Source organism: Streptococcus rifensis (genome assembly GCF_053203525.1).
In genome coordinates this window covers 17,431-33,777 of sequence record NZ_JBRUCW010000014.1, presented here as the reverse complement: position 1 = coordinate 33,777, position 16,347 = coordinate 17,431, and the positions used below count along the sequence as shown (strand labels likewise).

At 42.0% G+C, this 16,347-nt stretch carries 15 protein-coding genes; 10 read left to right on the top strand and 5 right to left on the bottom strand.

All coding sequences use genetic code 11. From position 1 onward, the window contains the following. Window positions 1-15 precede the first annotated feature (15 nt). Entirely contained in the window at window positions 16-2,079 is a 2,064-nt protein-coding gene (locus ACVRYP_RS08785; protein WP_447468345.1) for a DUF2079 domain-containing protein, read from the top strand. A 425-nt stretch (window positions 2,080-2,504) separates the two neighbouring features. On the opposite strand, the gene ACVRYP_RS08780 is transcribed toward ACVRYP_RS08785, so the two are convergent. Both ACVRYP_RS08780 and ACVRYP_RS08775 read right to left on the bottom strand, forming a co-directional pair. Next, a complete protein-coding gene (locus tag ACVRYP_RS08780) occupies window positions 2,505-3,341 on the bottom strand; it encodes a hypothetical protein (protein ID WP_447468344.1) in 837 nt (278 codons plus the stop codon). A gap of 93 nt (window positions 3,342-3,434) precedes the next feature. Beyond that, on the bottom strand, window positions 3,435-4,379 hold the full coding sequence (locus tag ACVRYP_RS08775) for a hypothetical protein (protein ID WP_447468343.1): 945 nt from the start codon (window positions 4,377-4,379) through the stop codon (window positions 3,435-3,437). 125 nt (window positions 4,380-4,504) lie between these two features. Between ACVRYP_RS08775 and ACVRYP_RS08770 the strand changes: the two genes are divergently transcribed. Further along, window positions 4,505-5,146, top strand: coding sequence for a Crp/Fnr family transcriptional regulator (locus ACVRYP_RS08770; protein WP_447468342.1), 642 nt, complete (start codon window positions 4,505-4,507; stop codon window positions 5,144-5,146). Between the two features lie 95 nt (window positions 5,147-5,241). Here ACVRYP_RS08770 and ACVRYP_RS08765 read toward each other — a convergent pair whose 3' ends face one another. The 3 genes from ACVRYP_RS08765 to ACVRYP_RS08755 form a co-directional block, all read right to left on the bottom strand. Then, window positions 5,242-5,550, bottom strand: a complete 309-nt coding sequence (locus ACVRYP_RS08765) for a DUF1827 family protein (protein WP_447468341.1) — start codon at window positions 5,548-5,550, stop codon at window positions 5,242-5,244. A 39-nt stretch (window positions 5,551-5,589) separates the two neighbouring features. Continuing rightward, window positions 5,590-6,033, bottom strand: coding sequence for an NUDIX hydrolase (locus ACVRYP_RS08760; protein WP_447468340.1), 444 nt, complete (start codon window positions 6,031-6,033; stop codon window positions 5,590-5,592). Window positions 6,034-6,191: 158 nt separating this feature from the next. Further along, the gene (locus ACVRYP_RS08755) at window positions 6,192-8,441 is read right to left on the bottom strand and encodes an ATP-dependent Clp protease ATP-binding subunit (protein WP_447468339.1); all 2,250 of its coding nucleotides are present in this window, start codon (window positions 8,439-8,441) and stop codon (window positions 6,192-6,194) included. 177 nt (window positions 8,442-8,618) lie between these two features. Here ACVRYP_RS08755 and argF point away from each other — a divergent pair, with 177 nt between their 5' ends. The 8 genes from argF (at window position 8,619) to ACVRYP_RS08715 (ending at window position 16,093) form a co-directional block, all read left to right on the top strand. After that, window positions 8,619-9,608, top strand: a complete 990-nt coding sequence (gene argF, locus ACVRYP_RS08750; RefSeq protein ID WP_447468338.1) for an ornithine carbamoyltransferase — start codon at window positions 8,619-8,621, stop codon at window positions 9,606-9,608. Window positions 9,609-9,640: 32 nt separating this feature from the next. After that, window positions 9,641-10,660, top strand: a complete 1,020-nt coding sequence (gene argC, locus ACVRYP_RS08745) for an N-acetyl-gamma-glutamyl-phosphate reductase (protein WP_447468378.1) — start codon at window positions 9,641-9,643, stop codon at window positions 10,658-10,660. Between the two features lie 10 nt (window positions 10,661-10,670). Beyond that, window positions 10,671-11,864, top strand: coding sequence for a bifunctional glutamate N-acetyltransferase/amino-acid acetyltransferase ArgJ (gene argJ / locus ACVRYP_RS08740; RefSeq protein WP_447468337.1), 1,194 nt, complete (start codon window positions 10,671-10,673; stop codon window positions 11,862-11,864). A gap of 45 nt (window positions 11,865-11,909) precedes the next feature. Beyond that, window positions 11,910-12,650: an acetylglutamate kinase gene (argB, locus tag ACVRYP_RS08735; RefSeq protein WP_447468336.1), complete on the top strand. Its 741-nt coding sequence runs from the start codon at window positions 11,910-11,912 to the stop codon at window positions 12,648-12,650. Between the two features lie 17 nt (window positions 12,651-12,667). Beyond that, complete coding sequence (locus ACVRYP_RS08730; protein ID WP_447468335.1) at window positions 12,668-13,804, top strand: acetylornithine transaminase; 1,137 nt, start codon at window positions 12,668-12,670, stop codon at window positions 13,802-13,804. 324 nt (window positions 13,805-14,128) lie between these two features. Beyond that, window positions 14,129-14,359 carry a DUF1797 family protein gene (locus ACVRYP_RS08725; protein ID WP_307120714.1) on the top strand — a complete coding sequence of 77 codons (231 nt, stop codon included), beginning with the start codon at window positions 14,129-14,131 and terminating at the stop codon, window positions 14,357-14,359. A 318-nt stretch (window positions 14,360-14,677) separates the two neighbouring features. Further along, a complete protein-coding gene (locus ACVRYP_RS08720; protein ID WP_447468334.1) occupies window positions 14,678-15,358 on the top strand; it encodes an amino acid ABC transporter permease in 681 nt (226 codons plus the stop codon). Beyond that, complete coding sequence (locus ACVRYP_RS08715) at window positions 15,359-16,093, top strand: amino acid ABC transporter ATP-binding protein (protein WP_447468333.1); 735 nt, start codon at window positions 15,359-15,361, stop codon at window positions 16,091-16,093. The last annotated feature ends 254 nt before the right edge of the window (window positions 16,094-16,347 follow it).

Below are 16,347 nucleotides of genomic sequence, written 5' to 3'. Positions count from 1 at the left end.
GGAGATTGAGACAAGATGTTTAATAAACTATTAGAAAAGCCCTACATAAAAAGATATTTTGGTGAACTTCAAGTTTTCGAATGGGTAACTTTCCTTTTCAATGCTTATTTCACCTATGCGATTATAAATGCGATTCTTTTACCTATTGAGAGCTTATTTTTAAAATTACCTGAAAATAATCACATCCTACTTATTCTTTTACTGATCTTCTTTCTTTTTAATGTCCAACTTATTGCTCGTAAACATTTTAATGCCGGCTATTTTACAAAGATATTGATCGTTTTAACGGCTCTTTTTATGCTAGTGACCCTTTGGAAGAGTCCTAGTTTAATGATTTCATTTGGTCTTTATTTCCTGGGATTTGCCCTGTTTGCAACCTTTAGTCTAAGTAGAGAAAGATTTCGTTTTTTAATTCCTTTAAGTATACTCATAAGTTTGCCTCGTACAGTTTATGCGCTTTATCGCGGTTATCCTGGAGATTTAGGAAGATTTGTTATTAGTTATGAAAATTGGAATTTTAGACACCTCTGGCTTTTCCTACTTGCTGGCATAGGTGCACTGGCCATTATTTGTTTGCTAACCCCAGTGTTAGAAAAAGTTGAAATCTGGAAGTTGAAACCTAAACTCCTCAAGCTCTCTTACCTTCTGGTAATTTTTATTGGACTGTCTTATGTTATTTATCTAGCAGTGATTTCAGCTTATAAAGTAAAAACTCTTTCAGTTTCGACCTTTGATATAGGGATTTTTACGCAAATGTTTGAAAGCATGCTTAGGGATTTTACACCAATGACAACCTTGGAGCGAGACCGATTGCTATCGCATTTTGCAGTTCATATTTCCCCTATTTTTTATCTGATGTTACCCTTTTATGCTATCTGGCCCTATCTTGAGACACTGGAAGTGTTACAAGTGCTGATCGTCTTTTCTGGGGTAATTCCGCTTTACTTTATTCTGAAAAAACTCTCTCTCCCAGAATGGCTTAGGCCTTTGATTTTGCTTTGGTTTTTTGCCATTCCAGCCTTTACTACAGCGGGATCCTATCGGATGCACGAAAATTGTTTTCTTGTACCGCTCATTTTATGGCTAGTCTATGCAAATATGGCTCAGTGGACGAAGCGACTTTTCATCATAACTTTATTAACCCTAATGGTAAAAGAAGATGCTTTTATCTATGTGTTTTCAGTAGGGCTTTACTTTCTATTGCAAAGACGTCTTCATTTTACAAAGAAAAGGAGACTGAAAGTATTTCTCTCTCAAATGGTTTTTCCATTCTTGTATTTTGTCACCTGTATTTATTTGTTGACACGCTTCGGTGATGGTGCTATGGTTACACGATTTGATAATTTTCTCTTGGCAGAAGAATCTGGATTAATCGCTGTCATTCGTAATATTATCTTAAATCCAACTTATACCTTTGCCAGTTTATTTACGCAGCGTAAGTTAAAGTATGTCTTTATGGTTTTTGCAACTCAAGCTTTTTTACCCCTGGTCCAAAAACGATGGGAAAACTTTGTTTTATTGGTTCCTTTCGTAGTCATTAACTTACTTTCTGATTACCATTACCAAGCAGATCTTGGGTTTCAATATAGCTATGGGACAAATACCTTAATCTTTTTTATGTCCCTTTTAGCACTAGAATCTTGTTATGAATATTGGACAGAAGATAAACTCAGTTTCTCTATAATAAATAGAAGATTGGCCTCAATCGTTGCGATAGGTTTCATCATGTCTACTAGCGTTCTTTATAGTTTTATTCACACATGGCATTATGATATGATGTTATACTTTGATAAAAGAGAAATGTATGACAGTATCCATGAGACTTTAGCCAAGGTTGATAAAAATCAACGAATCCTTGCTTTCTCAGCTTATACAGTGGATCTCAGACAAACAGAAGAACTTTATGATATTTTTTATCATAATGAGAGAGAAGTAGACCTGGAGGTAGATTTAGTGGTGTTGCCGCGTTCTGTTTTCGAGGGGACTTCCACAGAAAAGGAAGTAGTTGCTAACTATTTAAAAAATGGTTATCAAGTCTCAGATGCTTCTACTGAATATGTCGTGATCATTACAAAATAAACAGAAAAATGGGAGTGGGACAAAAATCGGTAACCGAATAGGTTCGATTTCCCCTCCCTTTTTCGTTTTTTAGGTTAGGGCTGAGAAGGTCTGGGGATAGACCTTCTCACTCCCACCCCTGCATAGCTCAAACAGTCAGAAAGTGACTGTTTGAGGTTGGAAATAGGGGAAACAGTGTTTCCCTCTTTTGTTAGGGCTGTAAAAGCTGATGAAATCAGCGAATTAGAGGTCACTCAGCAGTGGCTCATTGGCACTGAAGCACCTAAAGACCTGTGCAGAGGTAACACTAAAACTGGCCTAGCCAGTGAGTGTTAGTCCCAACCACTGCGACTTGTTTAACTGATGATAAATGATTAGAAGGCTAGGACTTTTGTCCCAGCCTCGTTTTTATCCCTATTTTAAATGATTCGTAATGGTATTTACCATCAAGAATTGCTTTTCAAACATTCGTTAATCCAGTTGATAAAGTTTTCAGTCGAATCTCCAGAAACCTCAGCATTAGTGTGGCCTTGTCCCCAAACGGTAGCAAAGTCAACATTGTCGATGCCGTAGTTCTCAAGAGCAAGAGCTAAATTAGCTTCGGTTGAGAGGGCAGTATCGCCTTGATTAATGCCAGAACGAATTCTCCAGTACTTGGCAACCGTCGATGTTCCTGTGCCATCGTAATAATCTGAAAGGTAATAGAGTGGTGTATACATGTTAATCCGTGTGGTCAGATCAGTGCCGAGACTATCTGTCAAGGACATGTCCTCTTCGTAGGCTGTTTCATAACTGGTTCCTTTGAGGATTTCAGTCATGCGTGAGTCCCAGTGAGTGCTAGAGCCGTCAACACCGAAGAGTTGATTTTCCCCTTGGGCTTCGTTCAGGTCATCAAATGCACCGACATCCTTGGAAGGATTTTTAAGGTACTTGACAAAATCTGCTACGCTGGTAATGGTGGCAGTATTGGTTGATGCATCATAAGTAACCCACTCACCATTAGCATTGAGGGCATCGATATAGGCTTCGACACTGTCGTAAGTTCCTGAGAGACTCAAGGCAGAGCTAGATGAGGAGCTACTGCGTGTAATCCCGTCAGAAGCTTCTAAAGAAGCTTCTGTATCGTCTGAACTACTAGATGTATTGGAGCTAGAATCACTTGATGAGGAACTGTCTGATGTTCCAGAAGTTTCCATATTTGGTGCTTCACCGCTAGGCATCTCTCCAGTTGGTGGTTCTCCGCTTGGCATTTCCCCAGACGGTGCTCCGCCTCCACCAGGCATGCCACCTTGACTAGAACTAGCATCGTAAGGGAAGGTCGTATTTTCTAAGAAGGTATTGAGGGAATCTTCAATGGTTTCCTTAATAAAATCGTATTAAGAGCCAGCTTGGTAAATGCCTTCATCAGAAGCTTCCAAGGTCAAGGTATTGCCGTCGCTATCTTTAAGACCGAGGTCGTTGATGTAGTCAGCGTAGGCTGCCGCTAAATCATCTGAGATTGCCTGAGTTTCATCATCCAAGTCGGTGCGGGCAGAACCAAGATTCCATTCGTAGGCGAGGTTTCCAGTATCGAGGTTAGTAATCGGCACCCAAGCCATGACACCTGAGATAGCATCAGAGACTCCTGTGACAGCACCGATTTCTTCCAGATAAGCGTCATACAAGGCACTGTCTCCAGATGCGCCCAAGATTGAGGCTTGAGCACCACCACCAGATGTCCCAAAGGCAAAGATAGTATCCGTATCGCCAGCAATATTGCCTTGGTTGTAACGGATATAGCGAATAGCAGCCTTGGCATCAGTTACGCCCAATGGTGCCCCACTATCTCGACCTCGTAGTCCAGCAGAAACATAAATCATTCCTTCGGCAGTGTAAGATGCTGCTTCACTGCTATAGTCTGTCAGAGCTGACATGGCTGAATAGCCTGGCGTATTGATTGGGATAACAAGCGGAGCAGTTTCAGCTGTGTAATTACCAACCGTTGCGTCCGTGTTTAGTTCTGCGGTGTAGGTGCCATCGCCATTATCAGTTGCGGTCATATAATCACCTGGAACAAAAATAGACAGGGTTTGCTGATCCGAATCAGCGGGGTCGGCAGCATAGGAAATGCCAATTTGGTAGTAAACATTATCATCGGCATTATAGAGCCATTTGCTGTTATCGATTTGGTCCAGTGTGGTCGAAACCTCTCCAGTGGATAGGGATGAGGTTGACGCTACTGTCTCTGTAGACGTGTTGGATGTGTTTTTCGCACAAGCGGTTAATAAAGCCCCAGTAGCCAGTAAGGTAACACTTGCTAGGAACCATTTTGTTTTTGCCATCGGTTAAGTCCTCTTTTCATCGAAATTGTTAACGGGATAGTGTATAATAAAACTATCATTGTGTTATTCTAACGAGATTCATGAGAAATTACCATAACTTATGTTAAGATTTAAGGAGGATTGGGATGGATTTAGCATTCTTTAAGGAATCTGGTGAACGCCAAACCGTTCCTAAGGGCGAGGTGATTACAGACACTCGAACTCAAGAAAGTATTTCGACTATCTATTTCTTAGAAACCGGAATAGCGTCATTGATGTCTATCAATGAAAAAGGTGAGAAACAAACATTTCAATATTTTATCAAACCAGGCTTTTTAAACAGTATCCCCTATTTAACCCGATCTCGCCTAGGTTTTGAAAATGACCGTGACGTTGAAGTCATCGCAAAAACATCTTGTAATATTTGGAAAATACAGGTTGATCGTTTTGAAAACTATCGAAACAATCCGGATCTTCTAAATCTCTTCTTAGACAATGTTCTTCAGGATTATATTTTTGCTATGAATAAGCAAGAAAATGGATCTAATGGTAGTACATTGTCAAATCTCTGCCAGTTTATTGATCAATATGCTCAGCCAGGAGATCCCCATCGTCGTCTCAATAAACTCTTTACCTATGCAGAAATCGCTAGTTTCTTACAGGTGCATGAAGTTTCTGTCGCTAGGCTCATGAAAGAGTTAAAAGAAGCTGGAATAATCGCCAAAGAAGGCCATGAATTAGTGATACAAAATGAGGAAGTTTTAAGGCAATGGCAAGACAGAGTATAAAAGGCCTTTTTGTTTGATCTGAGGCATTGATATCATAAGAAAAAATCATCTAGTCAAAAAGCAACCCCCAGTTCACTTGAACTGGGGGGTTAAGGTTATTGGGGGTTGATAATGGGGATTGACATTTCAATCATAGTTGGACAAACCAAGGTTTGGATGTTTTCTTGATCAATAATAGTTGTGTCTATTTTCCGTTTTAAAAAGAAAGCTCTGATTTTTTCCACTTCCTCATGACGAATAGCACGGTGCTTATTACTGATTAGAAGTTCATAGTGTTTAGGCGCCTGCGTGAAAATGACATCTGTATTTCCGGCAGTATAGGTCTCTACCAGAGTCGCATCAGTATTTGCGAGTTGGTTGGTCACGAGTTCAGCGTGACTATTTGTTGTATTGATTAATTTCATGACAATCTCCTTTTCAATCTTGAGCGCATGAGTTTAGGGTCACTGTCTTTTTTGCCATTCTTGGACGCCCCATTGATGGCTACCACGTTTGAGCTGAGTGATGGCTTCGTCTATCGGGAACCAAGCAAGGTGGTTAAAGTCTTCTAAGGGTTGCTGAACTTTTGAAAAAGAGGTGACAGCATAGAGGTAGGCAGGGTGATAGTAGTGAGTGTCGCGGTGCCGCGAGTAAAAATACTCATCAGCTTGACCTAAGAAGTCTCCGATCTTGGCAGCATATCCTAGTTCCTCGATGAGCTCTCGACTGAGGGCTTGCTCATGATTTTCACCAGCTTCGATTTCGCCACCTGGTAAAAACCAAGCCCCATTCGGAGCTTGAACCAGAATAATTTCTGTATTTTCTGGATTAGGGATGATCGCATAGACGCCATAACGATTCTGATAATCAGCTCCGTCTATCTTTTGACCAAAAGTTGGGTTTGCCATGGGCTTCTCCTTCGACACCTTGAATGAGAGGATATTTTCTCTACCATGGGTAGAGAGTCATCATCAAATCCTTTTGTTCTATTATACTAAAAAAATAGCATTTTGGTGATTTTAGAGTAAAAAACTCTTAAACATTTTCAGTTTAAGAGTCAGAAAAACTATTTTTTGACATCATCGATAGGGACAGTTTCCGTAGACTTTTTGGCTGCTTTAATCACAATATTGCCAGCAGATGTCATGACAGCGCGGAGGTCTTTCTCAGTTGGATTTTCCAAGTAGAAGTCTGTAATAGCGTCTTCGATATGATCTTGAATAGTTCTGCGGAGCGGTCTAGCTCCCATCTTAGGATCGTAACCGAGATCGACTAATTTTTCCTTAACCTTATCGGTTACATGTAGCGTGATACCGTTTTGGCCAAGTCTATCGTTAACGGTAGCTAGCATGAGGTCAACAATCTTGAGGAGATTGGCTTTGCTGAGGCTTTGGAACTCGATGATGCCGTCAAAGCGGTTCATGAATTCAGGACTGAAGAAGTCACCGAGTTGTCCGAGAACAGAGTTTGTCCGATTCTCACGGGCAGCTCCAAAGCCAACCGAAGCTTCGACTTTACCAGTGCCAGCATTAGAAGTCATGATGATAATGGTATCCTTGAAGCTGACAGTACGGCCTTGACCATCCGTCAGACGGCCGTCGTCTAAGACTTGTAGGAACATGTGCATCACATCTGGATGAGCTTTTTCAATCTCATCTAGCAAGATAAGTGAATAAGGGTTGCGACGAACTTTTTCTGTCAATTGACCAGCTTCTTCGTAGCCGACATAGCCTGGAGGTGCACCGACAAGTTTGGCTGTACTGTGTTTTTCCATGTACTCGGACATATCAAAGCGAATCATACTATCGGCAGAGCCAAAGAGTTCAATAGCCAGTTGTTTAGAAAGCTCGGTTTTACCGACACCCGTTGGCCCGACAAAGAGGAAGGAGCCGATCGGACGGTTAGGTGCGCCGAGTCCAACACGATTACGGCGGATAGCCTTAGCAATCTTGTCAACGGCCTCGTCTTGGCCAATTACTTGGGACTTGAGGTCGCTAGCGAGATTGATCAGCTGACTTTGCTCTTTTTCTTTGAGGTCACCGACCGGAATATTAGTCTTGCGCTCGACGATGGCTTCGATTTCTTTTTCAGAAATGACAGGAATATCTTTCTCGTCGAGAGTTGCTTTTTGCATTTCCTTGAACTTAGCAATTTGGTCACGGAAGTAGGCTGCTTTTTCGTAGTCTTCATCGCGCGTGGCTTGTGCCTTGAGATTTTCAGCTTCCACCAAACGTTGGTCGATTTCTTTTGGATCGACAAAGTTGAGTGTTAGGTTCATCTTAGAACCCGCTTCATCCAAAAGGTCAATGGCCTTGTCTGGCAAGAAGCGGTCTTGGATGTAACGATTGGATAAAGTTGCAGCGGATTCGATGGCTTCATCAGTGTAACGAACATGATGGTAGTCTTCGTAACGCTTTTGAATCCCTTTTAGAATGGTAATGGTTTCCTCGACACTTGGCTCATCCACACGAACAGGCTGCATGCGGCGTTCCAGGGCTGCGTCTTTTTCGATAATACGGTATTCATTGAGCGTAGTAGCCCCCACTAATTGGAGCTCGCCACGAGCAAGAGCTGGTTTCAAAATGTTTCCAGCATCCATATTCCCATCACCAGCAGCACCAGCTCCGACGATTTCATGGATTTCATCGATAAAGAGAATAACATCTTGGCGCTCACGAATTTCTTCCATGAGTTTTTGCATGCGCTCTTCAAACTGGCCGCGGATACCTGTTCCTTGAACAAGGCTAACCACATCTAAGCGGATGACTTGTTTGTTTTGGAGTTTATGAGGAACATCAGCATCGACAATCTTTTGAGCCAGCCCTTCAACAACAGCAGTCTTACCAACACCAGGCTCTCCAATAAGAACTGGGTTATTTTTGGTACGACGGTTAAGAATTTCGATCACACGAACAATTTCCTCATCGCGTCCAATAACAGGATCGATGCCTCCACGACGAGCAATCTCAGTGACATTGATTCCAAACTCATCCAAGAGGCCCTGTGGTTTAGGTGGCTGTTGATTTCCACCACGGTTGCCACCATTTCCACCCTGACGACCAGCTTGGGTTGGCGGTGTTTGATTGCCTGGGCCCTGCTGAGGACGTTGGAAGTTGCTTAAATTATCAAAGAAGTCATCAAAAGGACTTTTTTGTTGGTTTTTGATGTTGGACAACCCACCTAAGATAGGATTTTCTGGGTCTGTTTTCATAATTTGATAACAATTTTGGCAGAGGTCAACCTGCTGTTGGCGACCATTGAAATTGCTATATAGGTGAATGGTTGCATCGTTAATTTGACAGTTATGACAAAGCATTGAAGTACCCCTTTTCTAGAAGATAAGATTTTTCCACCGAAAGGTCAAAGATGGTCAAATCATGATTTCATTATATCACTTATTAGGGAGAATGCAAGAAAAAAGTTCTCTTTAGGACTTGACTATTTTTCATGATTATGCAATAATTACATAAATATTCAAAAAAGGTGATATAATATGCAATCGTTTGTAAAAGAAATAGACTTCAGTAAAAGTGAAATACTTAGTTTAATCGAGTTATCTATAGCATTTAAGACATTAAAGAAAAATAAAATTTCGCATAAATATTTAGAAGGTAACAATATTGCTTTGATATTTGAAAAAGCATCGACACGAACAAGAGTAGCCTTCACGGTTGCCGCTCAGGATTTGGGAATGGCAGCCACCTATCTGGGTGCGAGTGAAATTCAGCTCGGAAAAAAAGAATCTGTTGTCGACACAGCTAAGGTTTTAGGATCAATGTTCGACGGGATTGAATACCGCGGCTTTTCCCAGGAAGATGTCGAAACCTTAGCTCAACACGCAGGGGTTCCAGTGTGGAATGGGCTAACGGATACTTGGCATCCGACCCAGATGATTGCAGATTTTATGACCTTAAAAGAAAGATTTGGTTATTTAGAAGGGCTGACCATCGCCTACTTGGGAGATGGGCGAAACAATGTTGCTAATTCACTCTTAGTAACGGGAGCTATGTTAGGTCTCCACGTTAAAATCATTGCGCCTAAAGACCTGCAACCGGACTCAGAAATTGTAGCCATCGCTCAGCAATTGAGCCATGGGAATACACTGACCATCACAGAAGATGTAACTGCTGTTGAAGGGGCAGATGCCCTTTATACGGATGTCTGGGTGTCCATGGGAGAGGATGTCGACTTTAAGGAGCGGATTGATCAGCTTTTGCCTTATCAAATCAACCAAGCCTTACTGGCTAAAACCAATAAACCAGACACGATTGTCCTGCATTGCTTACCAGCTTTTCATGACAAAAATACTCTTATTGGTCAAGAAATCTATGAAAAATATGGGTTAGAAGCGATGGAAATCACGGACGATGTGTTCCAAGAGCAGGCAGAGGTTATTTTTCAAGAGGCGGAAAACCGCCTACACTCCATCAAGGCTATTTTATACATGACAATGACAGGAAACGATCACTTACCAGAAGCATAATCGATAGAAGAAGGGGAACATCTATGGAGACTATCAAGGTAGCTATTATCGGGGTTACAGGGTACAGTGGCATAGAATTGTACCGTTTATTAAGACAACATTCGCATATTGAGGTGCACAGTGTCCATGCCAGTCAATCGGTAGGACATGGTCTCAGCGACTTGCTTCCCCATATGGGAAATGACCAGAAACTCACGATAGAAGCTGTGGATCCTGAGCAAATCATGAAGACTGTTGACTTGGTTTTTATAGCAACGCCGAGTGGTTACTCTAAAGACATAGCCGGTCGCTTTTTAGAGCAGGATTTTCCAGTAGTTGATTTATCTGGTGACTATCGCCTGCCCGCTGCGGTCTATGAAAAATGGTATGGCAAATCAGCAGCACCTGCTTCAGAGCAAGAACAATTTACTTATGGTTTGAGCGAGTGGACAACTTTATTCGGCAAAAAATTCATTTCCAATCCTGGCTGCTACGCGACGGCGACGCTACTAAGTCTGCTTCCTTTAGTCGATATTATTGATGAAAAAAGCATCATTGTGGATGCTAAGTCGGGATTAACGGGTGCTGGAAAAAGTTTAACGGCGTCTAGTCACTTTGTGCAGGCCTATGGAAATTACAGCACTTATAAGCTCAACCGCCATCAACATATTCCAGAAATTATGCGAGTTTTACAGGCCCATAATCCTGAAATTCCCCATCTTCAATTTTCAACGTCACTTCTTCCCGTTAATAGAGGAATCGTTGCAACGAGTTATCTTCATTTAAAGGATGGAAAGACAGCAGAAGATGTTGACCTTGCCTTTAAAGAGGCCTATAAAGAGAGTGCCTTTATTCAATTGCAGGGGAACCAGTTTCCAGATTTACATCAGGTAGTTGGCTCTAACCGCGTTGCAATTGGTTGGGAATACAATTCCCGAACAGAGGTTCTAACCGTTATAACAGTACTGGATAATTTAATTAAGGGTGCTGCTGGTCAAGCCATCCAAAATGTTAACCTTATGTATGGTTTTCCAGAAACAGCAGGATTGGATAACCTAGCTACTTATATATAAAGGAGAAAAGATGAAAATCATTGAAGGAACCATTGCCTCACCAAAAGGATTTTCAGCAGACGGTGCAAACGCTGGTTTTAAACGAAAGAAGTTGGATTTTGGTTGGGTTTTATCAAGCTGTCCAGCCAGTGTTGCCGGCGTTTATACTACCAACCAAGTTATTGCGGCTCCTTTAGTCGTCACACGAGATACGATTGCTTCTAGTGGAAAAATTCAGGCTATCGTTGTGAACTCAGGCATCGCCAATTCATGCACAGGCCAAGAAGGTTACGATAATGCCTTACTCATGCAGAAGCTAACAGCTGAAACGCTGGACCTTCCAGTGGACTATGTGGCTATCGCTTCAACGGGACTTATCGGAGAACAACTTTCCATCGATAACGTCAAAAATGGTTTGGACAGCCTTGAGCAAGGAGGAGATCCCACATTATTTGCGCAAGCCATTTTAACGACAGACTTAAAAACGAAAACAATCGTGATGGAAGAAGAAATTGCTGGGACAACCATTACCATGGCTGGGGTGGCTAAGGGATCAGGAATGATTCATCCCAATATGGCCACCATGCTAGGGTTTGTGACCTGCGATGCTAATATTTCCAGTGATTTGCTGCAAAAAGCGCTTAAAAAAGAGGTAGAGACAACCTTTAATCAAATCACGGTTGACGGCGACACGTCGACCAATGACATGGTTCTGGTTCTGGCGAATGGCTGTGCAGTCCATGAGGAAATCAAGGACAACACACCTGAATATGAAACCTTTTGCCAGTTGCTTAACCAGACAATGACTGTCTTAGCCAAAAAAATTGCGGAAGATGGTGAAGGGGCTACTAAGCTGATTCAAGTGGATGTTGATGGAGCGCCCGACGATCTTTCTGCTCGCATGATTGCTAAGACAGTTGTGGGGTCCAGTTTAGTAAAAACGGCTATGTTTGGAGAAGATCCCAATTGGGGACGGATCCTATCAGCGGTCGGCTATGCGGGTGTTCATTTGAATGTTTCTGCTGTCGATTTATATCTGGCAGAGATTCCAGTTTTGAAAGGGTCGGCTCCTGTTCCCTATGACCAGGACATAATGGCAGAGCGCCTAGCACAGGACACGATTATCATTCACGTTCATCTCAATCAAGGACAGGGGCAAGGACGAGCTTGGGGCTGTGATTTATCTTATGACTACGTCAAGATTAATGCCCTCTACCATACGTAAATTATCAAAAGCAAAACAAATCTGAGCAAGAGGAAGGTCAGAATTATGAAAGAAATTATTGTCATTAAACTTGGTGGTGTAGCAGCGACATCCATTACACCGAAATTCATCAAAATCGTTAAAGAGTGGCAAAGCCAGGGCAAGCAAATTGTTATCGTCCATGGTGGAGGTTTTGTCATCGATGACCTGATGGCCAATTGCCAATTGCCTATTGAGAAACAAGATGGTCTTAGAGTCACTTCTAAGAAAGCGATGATTTGTGTTGAACAAGGACTGTGTCAGATTGTAGGACCAAGCCTTACTCAGACTCTGAATGATGCTGATTTGGACGCTTTGCAAATTTACCAAAAATTGCCCCAGATTCTGAATGTTGATTACCTCGATCAAGTTCGGTATGGGCAAGTCGGAACCGTAACAGGTGTTTCTTTGGACTATATCACAAAGCTTCTGGATCAAGGGATTATACCTGTTCTACCATCAATGGGTCAAACAGAGGATGGCGAATGGCTCAATATCAACGCCGATGATGTTGCTAGTCAGTTAGCGGTCGGCCTTCAAGCCGAGCAATTGATCATGATGACAGATGTTGCTGGTGTTAAAGAGTCAGGCAATATTCTTGAGCAATTAACGCCTCAGGATGTGACTCAAAAAATTGATTCAGGAATTATTACAGGAAATATGATACCAAAGGTTCTTGGGGCGACTCAGGCTGTCTTATCAGGAGTAGGCCGGGTTTCTATCGGACAAACCCTCTACGGAGGCACCCATGTCCTAAAAGGAGCATAATCAGAAAAGGAGTCGCCATGAGCCATCTATTTCCAAATTACCATCGGTCGCCAATTACTTTTGTCAAGACAGAAAACAATAGCTTGTACGATTCTTCTGGCAAGGCCTATCTCGATTTTTCAAGTGGTATTGGTGTCACGAACCTGGGCTTTCACCCTGATCTTGTTCAAAGTCTGACCAAACAAGTGCAAACCCTTTGGCACACGCCGAATCTGTATCAGAACCCTTTGCAAGAAGATGTAGCTGATCTCCTGATTGGAGAGAGAAATTATCTGGCCTATTTTTGCAACAGTGGAGCTGAAAGTAATGAAGCAGCGATTAAATTAGCCCGGAAAGCAACGGGTAAATCTGATATTATCACCTTTAAAAACTCTTTTCATGGCCGAACGTTTGGGGCCATGTCCGCAACAGGACAAGAAAAAATCCAAAAAGGCTTTGGTCCGTTACTATCGGGCTTTCAATATGCTAGCTTTAATAACCTTTCAAGCGTAGAGGCCTTAATTAGTGAAAACACCGCTGCAGTTATGCTGGAATTGGTTCAGGGCGAATCGGGTGTTCATCCTGCTGATCAGGCATTTATCAAGGGTCTTGAAACCCTGTGTCATGAGCAGAATATCCTGCTAATCGTGGACGAGGTTCAGACAGGCATGGGGCGCACAGGAACGCTGTTTGCCTTTGAGCAGTATGAGATTGAACCTGATATCGTCACACTCGCCAAAGGTTTAGCTAATGGTGTTCCAGTGGGAGCCATGTTAGGCCGGCCTTCTTTAGCCCATGCTTTTGGTCCAGGTAGCCATGGATCGACCTTTGGAGGCAATGTCCTTGCCATGTCTGCCAGCAAAGCCACACTTCAGATTTTAAAAGAACCTGGTTTTCTGGAAGAAGCTTCTGCCAAAGGAGACTACTTAATGACCCAGCTTAAAGATAAGCTTCAGGACTGCGAGTCTGTCTCTGATTTGAGAGGTCTTGGCTTAATGGTTGGGATTGAGACAAGTTTGGAGTTAGGAAATGTTGTTGAGCGAGCCAGAGCTGAAGGGTTAATTCTCCTAACAGCTGGCACTAATACCGTCCGTCTCCTACCTCCATTGACCGTGACTTATGCAGAGATTGATCGAGCGGTGGCCATTCTCCAAACGGTATTAAAGCAGTGTTAGCACCAAATGATGAATGGGCAGAGAAAACCAATCGTTTCAAAAGGGTTCTCCAGATAAGGTGGGCAGTCATTCGTCTCGACCAAACTTGAAAAGGTTCTATAGTGATATTGGTCAAAGGGGGATCATTTGGGGTTTTCATGGTCTAAAAACCATGAGGAAACAGCGTTTAACAGAGCCTTAGCTTGGTTTTTTGTGTTTTTCCTAGGCTAACCGCCTCTTTTTATGGTAAAATAGAGACATAGATTAGAATTGTAGCTGAAATAATGGTGTTTTGAGACAGAATGAAGAACTCAAGCCCGTTTCAGCGGTTTAAAGGAGAAAAACATGGAATCACATTTGGTGAGAATTATCAATCGACTTGAATTGATGGCTAAAGATGGTGGCACTTTAAAACGGAATTTTGAGCGCGACGGTGTTGTTGTTGCTGAGGTGTCCTATAGCTTCGATGAAGAAAATGGCTCTATTTTTACATTACGTGATGTTGAAGCGCATGAGACGTACACCTTTGACTCCATTGATTTGATTGCGATGGAAATTTACGAATTGCTTTACTAAGCAAAAATGTTTGAAAAGATTTGGTTCTGTCTAACAGAGCCATTTTTTGTGTCGTTTAAGGTTGCAGGTGTTATTTAGGAATCAGAGATAGTCCGTATGACCACTAAATGACAATCAAGAAAATTAGCCAAGGCAGCAGCGGATAGAAGGGGCGGTTATCACCCTAAAACAATACCCTTACGGTCGCATTTAAGTGTCTCATCTTAAAGAAGGGGGGATTTCCTAATATTTAAGAGATTTTGATTAAATCAGGTTCAGTGATATTGCATTATTATGCAAATCATTGTATAATATGATTTATCTAGAAACGGAGACCTTATGCAGCTTTCATTTTTACCAGATTTTTGGCCCTATTTTAATTATGGCGCCCTGATTACTCTTATTATCTCTCTTTGCGTTGTCTTTTTTGGAACGATTTTGGGAGTCCTGTTGGCATTGGCCCAACGTTCTAAATGGCGGGTATTAGGCTGGCTAGCCAGTGTTTATATTTGGATTTTCCGTGGGACTCCCATGGTTGTTCAAATCATGATTTCTTTTATCCTTATTCGGATATCTGCTCCAATTGTTGAAATTGGGATTTTGGATATGGATTTATCAAGACTGCTACCCGGGATAATCATTATTTCAATGAATAGTGGTGCCTATGTCTCTGAAATTGTGAGGGCAGGTCTTAATGCTGTTCCATCAGGTCAGATGGAAGCTGCCTACTCCCTTGGTATGCGTCCGTGGCCAACCATGCGCTATGTTATCATGCCACAAGCTATTAAAAACATTTTGCCAGCTTTAGGGAATGAATTTATTACCATTATCAAGGATAGTTCTCTCCTGTCGACAATCGGAGTTATGGAGCTGTGGAATGGGGCGACAACCGTATCAGTTACGACCTACTTGCCTCTCAGTCCTTTGCTCTTTGCGGCTGCTTATTATTTGGCCATGACCAGTTTGATGTCCTTTATCGTTAAGCAAGTTGAGAGACGTTTGAATAAGGGAGGCAATTAAATGCAAGATCCGATTATTGATATCAGAAATCTTTACAAATCCTTTGGGGATAATGAGGTTTTAAAGGGGATTAATTTAACGATTAACCCAGGCGAGGTCGTTGTTATTATTGGTCCGTCTGGTTCAGGGAAATCAACCCTTCTCAGGTCTATGAACCTGCTAGAGGACGCGACGGATGGTCAAGTCATATTTGAAGGGGTGGATATTACAGATAAATCCAACGATCTCTTTAAGATGCGTGAAAAAATGGGAATGGTTTTTCAGCAGTTTAACCTTTTCCCAAATATGACTGTTCTTGAAAATATAACGCTCTCGCCTATCAAGACTAAGAGACTGTCCAAAGACACGGCAGAAAGTAAAGCTAAGGCTCTCCTAGAGAAAGTCGGTCTTCCTGATAAGGCAGAGGCCTATCCACAGAGTTTGTCAGGAGGCCAACAACAACGGATTGCGATCGCTAGAGGTTTAGCCATGGATCCTGATGTCTTATTGTTTGACGAGCCAACGTCAGCTCTTGATCCGGAAATGGTTGGGGAAGTCTTGGCAGTTATGCAAGACTTGGCTCAATCGGGAATGACCATGGCCATTGTCACGCATGAAATGGGCTTTGCTAAAGAAGTGGCTGACCGGGTCCTCTTTATGGATGGCGGGGTTATTGTTGAAGAGGGGACACCTCAGCAAATTTTTGAAAATCCAAGGGAAGAAAGAACGAAGGACTTTCTTTCAAAAGTCTTATAGGATTAATATTTTAGAATAACACAGCTTGTCTTTTAAAAGATGAGCTGTTTTGTTGTGTCAAGATGAATGATGGATAGACATCAAAGGGGCCATTAACGTGAGTCACGATTTGTTTGGCTATGGTCAGTTATGGCAGGCCTTAGAAATTTTTCATATAAAGGCTACTGATATTTTGTTTTAACTTTATTTATAATTTAGTATTTACTAAATTAAATAATTATGATATAGTTTAATAAAGTAATAACTAAATAAAT

Bases quoted from the DNA above. Each gene is read 5' to 3' on its own strand.
- ACVRYP_RS08730 (WP_447468335.1), top strand. From the start codon at position 12,668: ATGAGCCATCTATTTCCAAATTACCATCGGTCGCCAATTACTTTTGTC.
- ACVRYP_RS08765 (WP_447468341.1), bottom strand. From the start codon at position 5,550: ATGAAATTAATCAATACAACAAATAGTCACGCTGAACTCGTGACCAAC.
- argF (WP_447468338.1), top strand. From the start codon at position 8,619: ATGCAATCGTTTGTAAAAGAAATAGACTTCAGTAAAAGTGAAATACTT.
- ACVRYP_RS08770 (WP_447468342.1), top strand. From the start codon at position 4,505: ATGGATTTAGCATTCTTTAAGGAATCTGGTGAACGCCAAACCGTTCCT.
- ACVRYP_RS08785 (WP_447468345.1), top strand. From the start codon at position 16: ATGTTTAATAAACTATTAGAAAAGCCCTACATAAAAAGATATTTTGGT.
- argJ (WP_447468337.1), top strand. From the start codon at position 10,671: ATGAAAATCATTGAAGGAACCATTGCCTCACCAAAAGGATTTTCAGCA.
- ACVRYP_RS08780 (WP_447468344.1), bottom strand. From the start codon at position 3,341: ATGCCTGGTGGAGGCGGAGCACCGTCTGGGGAAATGCCAAGCGGAGAA.
- ACVRYP_RS08760 (WP_447468340.1), bottom strand. From the start codon at position 6,033: ATGGCAAACCCAACTTTTGGTCAAAAGATAGACGGAGCTGATTATCAG.
- argB (WP_447468336.1), top strand. From the start codon at position 11,910: ATGAAAGAAATTATTGTCATTAAACTTGGTGGTGTAGCAGCGACATCC.
- ACVRYP_RS08720 (WP_447468334.1), top strand. From the start codon at position 14,678: ATGCAGCTTTCATTTTTACCAGATTTTTGGCCCTATTTTAATTATGGC.
- ACVRYP_RS08715 (WP_447468333.1), top strand. From the start codon at position 15,359: ATGCAAGATCCGATTATTGATATCAGAAATCTTTACAAATCCTTTGGG.
- ACVRYP_RS08775 (WP_447468343.1), bottom strand. From the start codon at position 4,379: ATGGCAAAAACAAAATGGTTCCTAGCAAGTGTTACCTTACTGGCTACT.
- ACVRYP_RS08755 (WP_447468339.1), bottom strand. From the start codon at position 8,441: ATGCTTTGTCATAACTGTCAAATTAACGATGCAACCATTCACCTATAT.
- ACVRYP_RS08725 (WP_307120714.1), top strand. From the start codon at position 14,129: ATGGAATCACATTTGGTGAGAATTATCAATCGACTTGAATTGATGGCT.